We start from the raw sequence: 14,260 nt of genomic DNA on the forward strand, positions 1-14,260 counted from the left end.
GTCGCGGGGCCGCTGACGTGAATGACGCTTTGATACCGTCTCGCCGTGTCCGTGACACGCCCGGCCTTCTCCCCCTCGATGGCGCCCGCGTCGGCGACGCCGGTGCCGTCGCGGCCGGGCACGCCGGTGGCGCTCGTCGCGCTCGCGTGGGACCGGCTGAGCCGGTCCCCGTACTGGTCCGTCGCGGGCCTGCTCGTCGCGCTGGGCGCCGTGCTGCGGATCCGGCAGTGGGCGTACGCGCGCAGCTTCTGGAGCGACGAACTGTACGTGGCGCACAACATCCGGGAGCGCGGCTACCTGGACCTGTTGCAGCCGCTGGCGTTCAGCCAGTCGGCGCCGCCCGGCTGGCTGTGGCTGGAACGGTTCGCGTTCGAGCAGTTCGGCGACGGTGAGCGGGCGCTGCGGCTGGTGCCGCTGCTGTTCGGGCTGGCGCTGCTGCCGCTCGTGGCGTGGCTCGGCCGGGCACTCCTGCCGCCGCTCGCCGCGCTGGCGGCGTTGCTGCTGGTCGCCGTCGCACCGTTCCTCATCGGCTACTCCAACGAGCTGAAGCAGTACAGCGCCGAGGCGTTCGGCGTCACGCTCGTGGTCGGGCTGGCGTTGCTGCTCGTCCGGGACGGCGTCACCTGGGCCGGGTCGGCGGTGTTCTGGTCGACCACGGCGGTCATGGCGTTCGTCAGCACCCTGTCCATTCCGGTCACCGGCGCGCTCGGTGTGCTGCTGGGCGGGTACGCGCTGTCCCGCCCGGATCGGCAGTGGGCGAGCAGGTGGCGTGAACTGGGCCGGTTCCTCGCCCCGGCGCCGGCCTGGGGCGTGGTCGCGCTTGTGGTGTACGTGCTGTTCCTGGCGCCGGGACTCGCCGATCCGCAGCTCGCCGCGTACTGGCGGGCAAAGTCGATCTATCCGGCGCACTCGCTCACCGACCTGACCGCCACAGTGGAATGGCTCGCGGCGACGTACCGGAGTCTCGCCACAGTGCCGTTCGTGGCCTGGTCGGCGTGGGTCGTCGTACCGCTGCTGGTGCTGGGCGCGGCCGCCGGGCTGCGCCGGCTCTCCACTGTGGCGGTGCTGGTTCTGCTCACCCCGCTGGCGGCGGGGCTGGCCGGCGCGGCCGTGTCGGTCTACCCGTTCAACGGCCGGCTGGCGCTCTACGCGGTGCCGGCTTGCCTGCTGCTCGCCGCGCTCGCCGTCGCACCGCCACCGATGCGGGCCGGCCTGCCCGCCCGGATCAGGTGGGTGGTCGGGGTGGTGCTCCTGCTCGCGCTCGCCGTTCCGCAGCTGGCCACCGCAGTGGTGGCGACTGTGCATCCGGCGCGGGCCTTCGCCCAGGGCGGCGGCGCGAACGCTGTCGACTACCGGGGCGCGCTGGGCTACCTGGACGACAAACGCCGCCCGGGTGACCTGGTGCTGGCCACCACGGTCTCGTGGAACGCCCAGGCGTGGTACGGCCCGGCAGCGGACGCCTATGTGGTCGCGGCCGGCCCCGGCGGGTGCCCGGGGCGGACCGTGTCGGCGTTGCTGCCCGGACGATCCCGGGTCTGGCTGTTCCAGGCCACCGACTGGGCCGACGGGGCGAACCGGGACGTCATCGTCCGGCTCGGCGGCAGCGGCGTGGCGGTCACCGAGCGGCAGTTCAGCGGGGCGCGCGTGGTCCGCTTCGACCTGGCCGCGGGCGTCACCAAGGGCAGCGACGTCTGCCTGGTGCCGCCGCCGAACGGCGCCCGCGTCCGCTAGCGGGCGCGCGGCGTCCTAGCTGTGCCGCTGCCAGAGGTCGCGCAGGGCGTCCCAGTTGCCGCCGAGCCCGGCGCCGCACGGCGTCTCCATGTAGATCGCGCTCGTGTTGTCGTCGCGGCCCCACCAGATGCCGCAGACCGGGCGGCCGTCCTGGCCGTTGCCGGCGTACTCGACGTAGCTGCCCTGCGCCCCGCTGACGCCGCCGGTGGCCGGGCCGGCCTCCCGCATACCCGGTGCGAGCGCTCGGCCGATGATGCCCATCTGCTGGCGGAAGGCGCGCGCCGCCTCCTTCTTCTCGGCCGACTCGTACTCGGCGAAGTGCACCGACACGCCCAGGTAGCGGCAGAAGACGTGCTGCTTCTCGCCCGCGGCGAGCCCGGGGCCGCTCTTCTCGGTGTTGATCGCGCAACCGCCCACCCCGTCGAGCCACGGCTCGGCGATCGGCATGAGCGTGGCGTCGAACTTCGCCTTGTTCAGCGACTGCTGGGTGGCCTCGTAGAGCGCCGGGGAGGCGCTGGCCGCCGGAGTGGACGGTTCGCCACCGTCGGCGAGCGACCGTCCGGCGAGCAGACCGGCGCCGCCGGCCAGCACCGCCGCCATGACCAGACCTCCGATCCACAGGCCGGTACGGCTCTTGGGCGGGCGGGCGACCGGTGCGATCCGGGGACCGCCGGTCGGCACGAGCGGATCCGGGGCGGTGGCCTGGGCCGGGATCGCCGGCACCGGCATGCCCGGCGACACCGGCATGCCGGGTGACACCGGCGCGCCGGACGAGACGGGCGCGCCGGAGACCGGCTGCTGCGGCGTCATCGCCCACGGCTGCGGGCTCCACGGCAACTGCGGCGGGGACGAGACCTGCTGCGGCGGCGCGGACACCGGCGGGGGCGGCGGGAGGATCTCGGCGGTGGCGGTGCGCTGGTAGTCCATGCCCAGGCTGCGGAACAGCCGCTCGGCCGCGCCGTCCTCTTCGGACGGGTACGCCACCCAGGGCTGGCCGGCGGCGAAGTCGGAGTTGACGTACCGGTGGCCGCCGGGCGTCTGGGCCAGCACGTTCGCCGCGTTGGTGAACGCCTCGCGCCAGCGCTGGTCACCGGCTGCGGCGCCGTCCAGAACCGCCACGGTCAGCGCGCGGTCCTGCCCGTCGAGTGCGGCCCAGGCCCTGCCGACCTGGCACTCGCCCAGCACCTCGGTGAACCTGTACGGACCTTCCGGCTGCATGCCCCACTCCTCTGCTCACCCGCCGTGCGGATAGTACAGAAGGCGTGCCCGCCCTTTTCTGCGGCAGCTCAGCCCTCCTCATCGATCAAACGGATCTCGCGCAGCACGCGCCGGCCGTAATCGCTGACCCGCCAGCCAGTGCCCGAAGCATCCGCCACGGCCAAAAGGCCTTCGGCGAGCAGCACTGCCATGCCGGCATCCAGCATGTCCTGGCGAGCCCCGTCCATGATCGACCTGATCGAAACCATACTCACCCCGCCCCGGCCGCCGGAGCCGCCGATAGCCTGCTCGGCGGCGTCCTCGACGGCGTCGAGGAGAAGGATCTCCAACGCGTCGATCCGGCTGACCGTGTGGATCACGCGGCGCGCGTACGCCGCGGCCGCCCCGTCGGCGGTAAGGATGCCGCTGGCGAGAACATCGGCCAGCAGGGCGCGCTTGGCCTCGTGCTCGGTGTCGGTCGCCGCGGCCAGCGCGGTCCGGAAGAGGTCGTACGCTCGTGGGTCCTCGGTGACGGCCCTGAGCACGTCCTCCGCGGACACACCGCGCCTGCGAAGTCGCTCGCCGAACGATGCCGCGCGCCTTTCGACCACAGCCGTCGCGGCGCGTTGCACCACCGGAACCGCAGCGGCGCCGAGGATCGCCGCCACCGCGGATCCCTGGAGCGCGACCGACGCGCCGAGCACGTTTGCCGCGAGGTCGGTTGCCAGGGCCACCGCGCCCACCGCGGCGACACCACCGTCGCCCGGATCCGGCCGGTCGCCATCGCGCCTTAATTCGTCGTTGGTCATCGTGGTCCTCTCTTCTCACGACCGACTGCTACCGCAGCGTCGTATGCCTCTCGGATGGCGACCTCCAAGCCCCGCGGCGCCAACGCGTCACCCAGCACCAGAGGTGCGGTCAGTCCCCGCTGGGCGCTCAACTGCCGCACCGAGGCGACGAGACCGAGGTCGGGCAGGCCGTTGACCACGAAGACAATGCGATCGATGTCATCGAGCACACGGAGCCGATTCGTGACCTGGTCGTACAGGGCAAGGTCGCCAGCGGACGACCGCAGCACCTCCGTCCAGGTCAAGAAGTCGACCCCGGCGTCGCGGAGCCGGCTCAGCCTCGAGGTGAGGGTCACCGGGTCCATCCCAAGACCGGGCGCGTCAAAGGGTGTGGCGACCCACGGCACGCTGGCGCCCCTGCCGAGGATCCATTCGGCGATGCCCAGTGCGTCGAGGTGTCTCTCGCCGTCGACCACCAGCACCCGCTGGTTCGCCCAATCATCCCTGGTCATCGCGTCCGCGTGGCTCATCGCCCGCGCATCGTCGGTGAGTGCCTCGGGTATCCGGAAGTTCACCCCGGACGCCACCACCACGACGTCAGGCTCCATCTCGTCGAGCTGCGTCTCGTCGAACCGGATGTCCGTCGTAACGCTGACGTTCGGGAGCCGTCGGACCGAGTCGACCAGGTACGAGACGCCGAGTTCGAACCGACGTCGGAAGGGCAGGTCTGAGCCGGCGAGCATCTGGCCGCCCAGCATCGGGTTTTTCTCGACCAACGAGACCTGATGGCCGCGCGTACCCGCGACACGCGCGAATTCCAGGCCGCATGGACCACCGCCTATCACGAGCACTCGTCGCACCACGGCGCGCGGTCGCGGCGAGAGGTAGAGGTGTTCGCGGCCGGACCTGGCGTTGACCGTGCACCGGACGGGACGGCCGTACCAGGTGTTGCCCACACAACCCTGATTGCAGCTGATGCACGGCCTCGTGGTGTGCTGGATGCCACGGGCATACCTGGAGACCAGTTCCGGGTCTGCGATGTGCGCACGCGTCATACCGACCAGGTCCGCCGACCCCGATGTCACAACGGCGTCGGCGTCCTGCATCGTCAGGATGTTGCCCGCGATGAGTACCGGTACCGACGAGAGGCCCTTGGCGAGCGAGCCCTGTGCCGCGAGCGTGGCAATGGGGAGGCTTTCGTCCGGGTGCCCCTGCCAGTACCCCCAGGCGGACGAATTGGTCGCCGCACTCAGCGAGACGTAGTCGACCAGACCCGAAGCGGACAACGAGGAGATGAGATCGAACCATTCCGCCTCGGAGAACTCGACCGGCAGGCCGGTGCCCTCGGACTCCGGCTGCAGGGCGGGAAGGCGGACGCCGACCACACCGTGCGGCAGCGCCTCTCGTATCGACCGAAGCGTCTCGATCGTCAAGCGGAGTCTGCGGGTGAGATTTCCCCCGTAGCCATCGGACCGAAGATTGTACCGGCGCGAGAGGAACTGGTGATGAAGCTTGCCCTGGTCGCACTTCAGCTCGACCCCAGTCAGCCCGCTGCCGGCGACGCGCCGCGCAGCCAGCCGAAACTGACCGACAATCTCGCGGATGTCACCGCGTCCCAGCCCGACCGGCATCACGTACGACCTGGCGTGGGGGATGCCCGAGGGAGCGAACGCGACCCGCCCTTCCTCGTGCCAGACCTGGCCGCCGGAATCGTAGAGTTGCTCCAGGATGTGACCACCGGTTTCGGACTGCACGGGGGCCAGCAGGTCGTAAAGGCGCGCGATGCTGTCGTCGCTGGTGGCAGCCCCCCAGGCGCTGCGATGCTCGGCACCCTTACAAATGGCCGTCTCGCCGATGATGAGCGCTCCCGCTCCCCCGTGCAGTCGTGCCCTGACATATGCATGCATCGCATCGTCGCCGACGGGCGTGCCATCGATCAGGCCGTACGTGTGTGCCGTGACCACCACCCGGTTCTTGAACACGACCGGCCCGACCGTAAGCGGCGATAGCACCGCAGCGGCTTCCTCCGTGTTCATGGGCGTGCCACCATCTGAGCCGCCTCGTCGCAGATTCTGATGACCTCCACGAACCCGGCGTCAAGCCCTTCCGAGCTCCACTGCGCCCGGAGCGTGTCCTGGTAGCCGAGATCGACGATCACGCTGAGGATGTTCGCGCGCCGAGTTGCGAGGATGTCGTCGAACAGCTCGACGTTCGACCGTGAGTTGCCGAACTTGGCTACGATCACGAGACCGTCGCGCCAGGCGGCATATGCCTCGTTCAACCGTCCTTCAATGAACTTTGCGTCACCGAGCACCATGAGCGTCCGGCCGCGAAAGACGTGGATCCCGCAGCCCCGAAGCTCGTAGGCCTCGATCTCAGCGAGGCACTCGTCGATCTTGGCATACTCGTGCTCAGCCAGGGCGCGCTGGGCGGTGTGCATCAGGCAATCGAGAATCATGTACATGTTGTTCGACCGCTTGGCCTCCGACAGCCCGTTCTCCAGATATGAGTAGGCCAGACCGGTGTTGCCGGCATCTCTTTCCAGGTGGTACATGGTGTGCCAGTGCTCGGCCAACTCCGCGCCAAACCGATAGGTGGAGGCCAGTTCGAACGATTGGGACTGCAAGTCGCGCGCGGTGTCGTTCGCGCCGTCCAGATATTCGAGCCAGGCCCAGTCGGCATAGAGCGCGCAACGGTTGTTGTCGTCTCCCGCCTCCCTGAAGAACGCCTCGGCGGCGCCGTAGCGTCGTCTCGCCGAAACGAAGTCGCCCGTGTCGCGGTAGGTGTTCGCCGAGTAGTAGTCGGCGACTCCCTTGCCCACCGTGATGTTGTGTTCTACCCGCAGGCGGTAGGAGTCTTCGAGTGTGGCTCGGGCACGCTCGAGATCCTGCATCAGCCGGTAGGTCTGCGAAGCCTCCTCCAGGCACCTAACCGCCAACACGAACTGTCCCACGGACTCGGCTTCTTGCCGGATCGACTCGTAGAGCGACAGTGCTTCGAGGTTTCGCCCGACAGACCTCAGCGCGCGGGCGAGGTCGAACCGGGCTTTGTCGAGCAGATGCCGTGAGCCTGCCATTCGCGCCGCCTCGACCGCCTCCCGCAACAGTTGGATCGCCTCGAAGATGTCGCCGTGCGGAACGGGCACCGGATTTGAGACGCATCGGGCCCGCAACCTCAGCCACTCGGCCGTAGCCACCCTGCTGACCAACCGCCTAAGCCGGACGCCGACGTCGTCGAGCATCCGGGCCGCCGAGGGGGTGTCGAACCTCGCGATCATCGCCTCGACCCGGAGCAGGGAGATGGTCACGTCGTGACTCTCGGGCAGGCCGTCGCGATCGATCGTGCCCAGAAGCGACTCGACCTGATCGAAGTCGAACCGCTCGATCGAGTCCCGCACCTCACGGACGAGGTCGTCGATGGCCCCGGCCGCGTCGGCGCGCACCAGACACCCGAGCCTCTCGCTGACCAGAATCCTGCGCTCACCACGATCCGTCGCGTTCATCAACCGGACGTCGTAATAGTCCTCGACCAGGCGCAGCAGTGTCTGGCGCTGTGCCTCTTGGTCCAACCTCGACAGCTCAGCGATGTAGGGGACGACCGCGTCGTGGAGGCGAAGGCCAGCCGATGAGTCGTAGGAGTTGACAAACGGCAGGCGCTGGACCCGGTGGTAGGCGCCCGTCGAGATGTCCCCGGTTTCGGACGCGGCCTCCATCATGGCGATCGTGAATCGCGCCCGGGCCAGCACGAGCATGCTCAGCAGATGCTGCTCGTCGTCCGACAACCTGCCGAACAGCTTCGCGAAGGCGGCTCCGAAGTCGTGCGACGACAGCAGGTCAGCGTTCATGTCGTCGGTCGTGGCCTGCACTAGGGTCGCGGCAAGCAGCGGGTTCGCGTGCGTGAGTTGCAGGACCCGGTCCACGGCCTCCTGATCGTCGATCCCGGCGGCCTGCCCGCAAAGGCTTTCGATGTCCGTGCGTGTCAAAGGGCGAACCCGCAAGATACGACCCACGTCGACATAGCTCGGGTGGCGCGTCGTAACGTACAGCCTCATCTCGGGCCCGATGGCCGCCAGCGTCTCGTACATCCACCTTCGGAAGTCCTGGCCGACCACATCGAGGTTGTCGATGCCGACGAAGACCGGCGCGTCGTCCTCGACTAGGGCGCGCATCCGGTCGGCGAACACGCCGACCACGTCCTCGAACTCGCGCCGCCGCAGCAGATCGTCCTTCCCCTGGTATTCCGACACGGCGCGCAGGAAAGGACGGAAATGAGCTCGACTCAGCTGACGTGCGATCGTGCCGAGCATGCCGAGCGGCGATCGGTTGGTGGTCTGGTCTAGACGAACGAAGGCGCACCGGCGACCTGCTTCCTGCAAGTGGTCGTGCACCATCCCGGCGATGACGGTTTTCCCGATCCCACCTTCGCCCACCAGGCCGATCAGCGTGGGACCACTGGTGTCGGTCGGTTGACTGAGGTATTGGACGGCGTCGTGCACGACGGCCGTCCGAGGGATCTCAACAGTCACCATTCCGGAAGCTCCACCACGAGATCACCCGCGACGGCACCCTGGCAGGTCAGGACATGCCAGTCGAGCAGCCTCCTGATATCGGGATCCTTGTCACGGTTCAGAACCCCTAGCCGCTCCAGTACCGCGACCATGACGGCCGCGGCCGCGTTTTCGCTCCCGCTCGATATCTTCACGGCAACCCCGGTCCCACTGGCCGGCAACGCCGCAGCCCACACTCCGTCGGACCCCGACTTCGCCACAAACGCGTACCTGCGGATCAGATGCGTCTCGATCCGGTCCGTGCCACCGATGTAGAAGGGGGCGTTCAGGTACGCGTCTCGGATCGTCCCCAGTTCATCGCTCGCGGCCTCGGCGAGCATCCGGTATCCCCTCGCTATTCCCAGCAGGGGCACCGCAAGAGTGGGAACGCCGCACCCGTCCAGCCCCGAAGCGGCGTCCGGTGCGTCCAACATCGATCGGACACCGTCCACGACCATTTTCTGAACCGGATGGTCCTGATGCGAGTAGTTCCGCACTCTCGTGCCGGAGTGCACGCACGCCAGCAACATCGAAACGTGCTTGCCGGAACAGTTGTTGGTGAGCGGCTTCTCGACCACCCAGTCGCGGTAGGGATGATGTGTCCCGCATTCCAGGTCAGATTCGGAAATGCCGTTCGCTGAGAGCATCCGGGTCAGTACCGTCGTGTGCTCCTGCTCTCCGTTGTGCGAACTCGCCATCAGCGCGACTTCTTCATCCGAGAACTCCCCTCGCCGCAGCGCCTCGCGGAGCAGCACGGCCAGTTGGAATGGTTTGCCGCAACTGCGCAATGGCACCGGCACGGAAGCGTTTCCGACGACGATCATCCGGTCGTCCCGAACAATGGCGATGGTGCCCCGATGCGAGACTTCACGCACTCCGCACCTGGTGGTGAATGCCAGCGTGGGGCAGTTTTCGGTCATTGCCACACTCGTCGTCGTCCCGCTATGCGATCGTCAGACCGAGAGAGTCGAGGAGGTTGTCGTCGACGTCGAGGAATCCCGCTTCTGCGACCTTCCTCCGGTTACTGTCCGAACCTTCGCCGGGCACCCTGATTGCGTCGAACCCATACGCCAGCGGAGCCGACTTGACCTCGGCCAGGAGCGCGGAGATCGCACTTTCCACGGTGGCCTTCGGTTGGATGGCGTCCTCCCGGAACACGATGGCCAGCGCCGCATCACCGCCAGGCGCCGCATCACGACCGATCTTTCCGCCGACGAACGCGCCGCAGAGAATCTCGACGGCGAGGCCGAGGGCGTAGCCTTTGTGGCCCGCCATGGGCAGTTGACTGCCGTTGTCCGCGTCGTTCGGATCGGTCGACGGGCGTCCGTCGACCGTCTGCACGACGCCTTCGGGGACCGTCCGACCTTCCCGCATGGCAACCCTGAGGTCGCCGTACGACCACGCGGAGGTCGCCAGGTCGGCCACGAAGGGAGTGGTCTCGGACGGAATGCCGATGGCGATGGGATTGGTCCCCAGGATGGCGCGTCGACCGCCGTGTGGCGCGACGGCGTACTCCGAATGGCACATGATCAGCGCTACGAGGCCGTTCGCGGCAGCTCGCCGCGCATAAGCGCCGATCATACCGGTCGTGCCGACGTAGCCCCGAACCCCGACCATGACCAGGTTATTCTCGTCGGCCTCGGCGATGGCGACTTCGATGGCCCGGCTCATCGCCACGATCCCGAGTTGTCCATCGGCTTCGTACAGCTTGATGCCGCCGCCCGTCGCTACGACCCGGGGCTCGGCCACTCTTCCGAACCCGGACGACACCGCCTTGATGCCGGTAAGTCTCATCAGTCCGTGCGACGGGTAGCCCGCGCACTCGGCGTCAACGAGGTGATCGGCGATGAGCACGGCATCCTCGGTGCCGAGCCCCAGCTCGCACAGATAGGAAACGGTGCTCCCGTGGAGGCGCGCCGGTGAGACCTTCATCAAGAAACCCTTCTTTGTCACTGATGGCATCCCGCCGCTGCGACGATGCCGCGCATTGATCGGACGACCGACGACGGAGAGTCGGCAGACTCGGTGAGCGAGAAGATGACTTGCTCTCGTTGCCCTGGGCTTTCCCCGAACCATGTCGTCGACTCGGCGACGACCGGTGAGACCGTCTCAGCCATGGCCTTCAGGTGAGCGGGCCGGAAGGACGTCTCATGTCGTAGGTAGACGACGGCTCCATGCCCAGCACGGACCCTTCCCCGGTTGGGCCCGAGCACGGACAGGAACGGTATCGTGGAGGAGTTGAACCTGGCATTTAGGTCGATCGGAATGAGGTCGGCGCCGTTCGCGGTCTCGATCAGGTCGACTCCCGCGAAGCCCACCCAGTCGAGGGGGAGCAGTTCGAGGCATCTGCGCATCACGTCGGCGAAGCGACTGACGATGTGCTTCTCGTACTCAGGCTCGTATACGTTGCCGGCGTGGTGAGCCTGGTGCAGGATCTGCCGCAGGACGAATAGGGGACGCCGCACCCCGTTAAACGTGATCCAGTGGAAGACCGGCGAGGATCGGGCGGCTACCCCCTCCTGCACGACGAGTGGGTAACCCTCGGTCGCGGAATATAACTCCAACTGCCCCCGGGTCGTGACACGTGCCGTGCGGGAATCGCGCTTCTTGCAGAAGACGGCAGGCCCGAAATCATCGAAGGCATCTGCTACCTGATCAGCACTCCAGCAGACCCGCGTACGGGGCCAACAGTCGGCAGCCGCGGCGAGCGCGCCAAGGTTGAAACGGTGATCTTCATGACGGCGATAATGCTCCGGCGACGGGTGGATCGCACATTTCCCCCCTCTCCGCTCGACCGCTTTTCTGATTTCCTCGAGTTCGACTCGATCGGCGTAGAATGCGGAAATGTCGAGCCTGTTCATCGCCAGCGCCGCGGCCAGACGGTCAATTTCTTCTTCGGATTCCGACAGTTGCGCCAGCGGCGACCTGGCGTCCGGAGGCATCCGCACCACCGCCGGCGAAATCTTTCCTCCTCTGTCTGGAAAGACGGGGGCCGCCTTCGACGTGAGTACCAGTGGGGCTTCCGGCAGGAGCAACGGATGCCCACTCACCTCGTCCCGGTCGCCTTCGAGATCGAGCCAGGTGTCATCGTGGAGGAACGCATGGGATTTCACGTATTCATCGGCCAACGCCAGGCCTTCCGCACGCATCTGCGCCCATGCTCGCACCGCTGAGCCGCCAATCCCTGTCGTCCGACGGTCCCGCCGAAGCCGGGCGACAACATGGGTTCACACCGGCTCGACAGAAGCCACCGTATCCTACGTCGCCGGTAATGAAGTAGGTCGTAAGAGCGTCGATTTCGAACAATCATGCATCGCCTCGTAAAGGTCTGTCCACAGCAAACATCCACACAGGCAATTTGCGCTCGACACGCAATGTGGTAGCGGATCGTGGAGGGCGTGAGGGCGCGCCCGGAGCCGACCCGCCAACGATCTCCGCACTCCTCCCACCCCTTGCGCGCTGAAAGTTTTCATGCATAGAGTCGCGGGGTGAATGAAAGCAGTGCGGCCGCCCCCGACCGCCTGCTCGACCTCTTCCACGGCGTACGGCTCACCCCGACCCAGCGCCGCATCGCCCACTGCCTGGTGCGGCACGCGGGCGCGGCGGCGTACCTGTCCGCCGCCGAGGTGGCCGAGCTGGCAGGCGTCAGCCAGCCGTCGGTGACCCGGTTCGCCATGGCGCTCGGGCACGACGGCTACCCCGCGCTGCGCCGACGCCTGCGGGAACTGACTGTCACCGGGTCGGCCGGACCGGCCGCCGGCAACGCCCTGCAACGGGCGGTGCACGCCGAGCGGGACAATCTCGACCGGCTCGCCGCACAGCTCGCCGACGCCGGCCGGGTCGCCGAGGTGGGGAAGCTGCTCGCGGCCAGCCGTCCGCTGCCGGTGCTCGGGCTGCGCGCCGCCGCGCCGCTCGCCGCGTACTTCGCGTACTTCGCCGCCAAGGTGCACCCGGACGTGCGGGTGCTCGACGACGGCGGCAGCATGCTGGTCGACCGCCTGGACCAGGCGGTCGCGGCCGGCGCGACGGCGATGCTGGCGTTCGTGCTGCCCCGCTACCCCCGCGAGACCCTCGACGCGCTGCGCGAGGCCCGGGACGCCGGGCTGACGGTCGTGGCGATCACCGACTCGCCGGTGAGCCCGGCCACCGAGCACGCCGAGGTGGTGCTGCCCGCCGCCGTCGGCGCCGACCTGGTCTTCGATCTGCACACCGCCCCGATGACGCTGGCCATGGTGGTGCTCCAGGCGATCTGCGACGCCGCGCCGGCCGAGACCCAGAACCGGCTCGAGGCGTTCGAGTCGTCCGCCGCCCGCCGCCAGTTGTTCCTCGGCTGAGAGGAGTACGAGATGCACCAGCCCGTCCGCGCCGCCCGCGGCACCGCACGCACCGCGAAGGGGTGGCCCCAGGAGGCCGCCCTGCGGATGCTGATGAACAATCTCGACCCGGAGGTGGCCGAGCGCCCCGAGGACCTGGTGGTCTACGGGGGCACCGGCAAGGCGGCCCGGGACTGGCCGTCGTACCACGCGCTGGTGCGGACGCTGACCGAGCTGCGCGACGACGAGACGATGCTCGTGCAGTCGGGCCGCCCGGTCGGGGTGATGCGCACCCACGAGTGGGCGCCGCGCGTGCTGCTGGCCAACTCCAACCTGGTCGGCGACTGGGCCACCTGGCCGGAGTTCCGCCGCCTGGAGTCGCTGGGCCTGACCATGTACGGGCAGATGACGGCCGGGTCCTGGATCTACATCGGCACCCAGGGCATCCTCCAGGGCACGTACGAGACGTTCGCCGCTGTCGCCGAGAAGCGCTTCGGCGGCACGCTCGCCGGCACGCTGACGCTCACCGCCGGGTGCGGCGGCATGGGCGGCGCGCAGCCGCTCGCGGTCACCATGAACGGCGGCGCCTGCCTGATCGTGGACGTGGACCGGTCCCGGCTGGAGCGGCGGGCGCACGACCGCTACCTCGACGAGATCGCCGACTCGCTTGACGACGCGGTCGAGCGGGCGCTCGCCGCGAAGCGGGACCGGCGGGCCCTGAGCGTCGGGGTGGTCGGCAACGCCGCCACCGTCTTCCCCGAGCTGCTGCGCCGGGGCGTGGCCATCGACATCGTGACCGACCAGACCAGCGCGCACGACCCGCTGTCCTACGTGCCGGAGGGCGTGGACCTCGGCGACGCGCGGGACTACGCGGCGGCCGAGCCGGCCGAGTTCACCGACCGGGCGCGGGCGTCGATGGCGAAGCACGTGGAGGCGATGGTCGGCTTCCTCGACGCGGGCGCGGAGGTCTTCGACTACGGCAACTCGATCCGGGGCGAGGCCGAGCTCGGCGGATACGAGCGGGCGTTCGACTTCCCCGGGTTCGTGCCCGCATACATCCGGCCGCTGTTCTGCGAGGGCAAGGGCCCGTTCCGCTGGGCCGCGCTCTCCGGCGACCCGAAGGACATCGCCGCCACCGACCGGGCCATCCTCGACCTGTTCCCGGAGAACGAGTCCCTCGCCCGGTGGATCCGGATGGCCGGCGAGCGGGTCGCGTTCCAGGGCCTGCCGGCGCGGATCTGCTGGCTCGGCTACGGCGAACGTGACCGCGCCGGGGTGCGGTTCAACGAGATGGTGGCCTCCGGCGAGCTGAGCGCGCCGGTGGTGATCGGCCGGGACCACCTCGACTGCGGCAGCGTGGCCAGCCCCTACCGGGAGACCGAGGCGATGGCCGACGGCTCCGACGCGATCGCCGACTGGCCGCTGCTGAACGCGCTCGTCAACACCGCCAGCGGCGCGTCCTGGGTGTCCATCCACCACGGCGGCGGCGTCGGTATCGGCCGGTCCATCCACGCCGGGCAGGTCTGCGTGGCCGACGGCAGCGCCCTGGCCGGGCAGAAGATCGAGCGGGTGCTCACCAACGACCCGGCGATGGGCGTGATCCGGCACGTCGACGCCGGCTACGACGACGCCCGCGAGGTCGCCGGGCGCACCGGCGTCCGCGTCCCGATGACCGAAGCGTAAGG

10 protein-coding genes are annotated in these 14,260 nt (G+C 68.7%); 3 read left to right on the top strand and 7 right to left on the bottom strand.

Translation table 11 applies throughout. The annotated features are described in order from the left end of the window. Positions 1 to 45 precede the first annotated feature (45 nt). Positions 46 to 1,731: a glycosyltransferase family 39 protein gene (locus BFV98_RS13495; protein WP_255368099.1), complete on the top strand. Its 1,686-nt coding sequence runs from the start codon at positions 46 to 48 to the stop codon at positions 1,729 to 1,731. 15 nt (positions 1,732 to 1,746) lie between these two features. Here BFV98_RS13495 and BFV98_RS13500 read toward each other — a convergent pair whose 3' ends face one another. From BFV98_RS13500 to BFV98_RS32265, 7 genes are all read right to left on the bottom strand, one after another. Next, on the bottom strand, positions 1,747 to 2,949 hold the full coding sequence (locus BFV98_RS13500; RefSeq protein WP_013284369.1) for a hypothetical protein: 1,203 nt from the start codon (positions 2,947 to 2,949) through the stop codon (positions 1,747 to 1,749). Between the two features lie 68 nt (positions 2,950 to 3,017). Then, a complete protein-coding gene (locus BFV98_RS13505; RefSeq protein WP_071096520.1) occupies positions 3,018 to 3,737 on the bottom strand; it encodes a hypothetical protein in 720 nt (239 codons plus the stop codon). Beyond that, positions 3,734 to 5,752 carry an NAD(P)-binding protein gene (locus BFV98_RS13510; protein WP_071096522.1) on the bottom strand — a complete coding sequence of 673 codons (2,019 nt, stop codon included), beginning with the start codon at positions 5,750 to 5,752 and terminating at the stop codon, positions 3,734 to 3,736. The genes BFV98_RS13505 and BFV98_RS13510 overlap by 4 nt, the downstream gene beginning before the upstream one ends. Then, positions 5,749 to 8,244, bottom strand: coding sequence for a tetratricopeptide repeat protein (locus tag BFV98_RS13515; protein WP_071096523.1), 2,496 nt, complete (start codon positions 8,242 to 8,244; stop codon positions 5,749 to 5,751). The genes BFV98_RS13510 and BFV98_RS13515 overlap by 4 nt, the downstream gene beginning before the upstream one ends. Beyond that, on the bottom strand, positions 8,238 to 9,182 hold the full coding sequence (locus BFV98_RS13520; RefSeq protein WP_071096525.1) for an asparaginase: 945 nt from the start codon (positions 9,180 to 9,182) through the stop codon (positions 8,238 to 8,240). Before BFV98_RS13520 ends, BFV98_RS13515 begins: the two co-directional genes overlap by 7 nt. A 22-nt stretch (positions 9,183 to 9,204) precedes the next feature. Continuing rightward, positions 9,205 to 10,194 carry an Ldh family oxidoreductase gene (locus BFV98_RS13525; RefSeq protein WP_176921694.1) on the bottom strand — a complete coding sequence of 330 codons (990 nt, stop codon included), beginning with the start codon at positions 10,192 to 10,194 and terminating at the stop codon, positions 9,205 to 9,207. Positions 10,195 to 10,211: 17 nt separating this feature from the next. Then, the gene (locus BFV98_RS32265; protein WP_176921695.1) at positions 10,212 to 11,411 is read right to left on the bottom strand and encodes a hypothetical protein; all 1,200 of its coding nucleotides are present in this window, start codon (positions 11,409 to 11,411) and stop codon (positions 10,212 to 10,214) included. 339 nt (positions 11,412 to 11,750) lie between these two features. On the opposite strand from BFV98_RS32265, the gene BFV98_RS13535 reads away from it, so the two are divergent. Both BFV98_RS13535 and hutU read left to right on the top strand, forming a co-directional pair. Further along, complete coding sequence (locus BFV98_RS13535) at positions 11,751 to 12,596, top strand: MurR/RpiR family transcriptional regulator (protein ID WP_071096531.1); 846 nt, start codon at positions 11,751 to 11,753, stop codon at positions 12,594 to 12,596. 12 nt (positions 12,597 to 12,608) lie between these two features. Further along, positions 12,609 to 14,258, top strand: a complete 1,650-nt coding sequence (gene hutU / locus BFV98_RS13540) for a urocanate hydratase (RefSeq protein ID WP_030270267.1) — start codon at positions 12,609 to 12,611, stop codon at positions 14,256 to 14,258. The last annotated feature ends 2 nt before the right edge of the window (positions 14,259 to 14,260 follow it).

Origin of the sequence: Micromonospora sp. WMMB235, from assembly GCF_001855515.1 — a bacterium.
Classification (GTDB): domain Bacteria; phylum Actinomycetota; class Actinomycetes; order Mycobacteriales; family Micromonosporaceae; genus Micromonospora; species Micromonospora aurantiaca.

Coding starts and splice junctions, on each gene's coding strand:
- BFV98_RS13500 (WP_013284369.1), bottom strand. CDS start 2,949: ATGCAGCCGGAAGGTCCGTACAGGTTCACCGAGGTGCTGGGCGAGTGC.
- BFV98_RS13505 (WP_071096520.1), bottom strand. CDS start 3,737: ATGACCAACGACGAATTAAGGCGCGATGGCGACCGGCCGGATCCGGGC.
- BFV98_RS13510 (WP_071096522.1), bottom strand. CDS start 5,752: ATGAACACGGAGGAAGCCGCTGCGGTGCTATCGCCGCTTACGGTCGGG.
- BFV98_RS13515 (WP_071096523.1), bottom strand. CDS start 8,244: ATGGTGACTGTTGAGATCCCTCGGACGGCCGTCGTGCACGACGCCGTC.
- BFV98_RS13520 (WP_071096525.1), bottom strand. CDS start 9,182: ATGACCGAAAACTGCCCCACGCTGGCATTCACCACCAGGTGCGGAGTG.
- BFV98_RS13525 (WP_176921694.1), bottom strand. CDS start 10,194: ATGAAGGTCTCACCGGCGCGCCTCCACGGGAGCACCGTTTCCTATCTG.
- BFV98_RS32265 (WP_176921695.1), bottom strand. CDS start 11,411: ATGCGTGCGGAAGGCCTGGCGTTGGCCGATGAATACGTGAAATCCCAT.
- hutU (WP_030270267.1), top strand. CDS start 12,609: ATGCACCAGCCCGTCCGCGCCGCCCGCGGCACCGCACGCACCGCGAAG.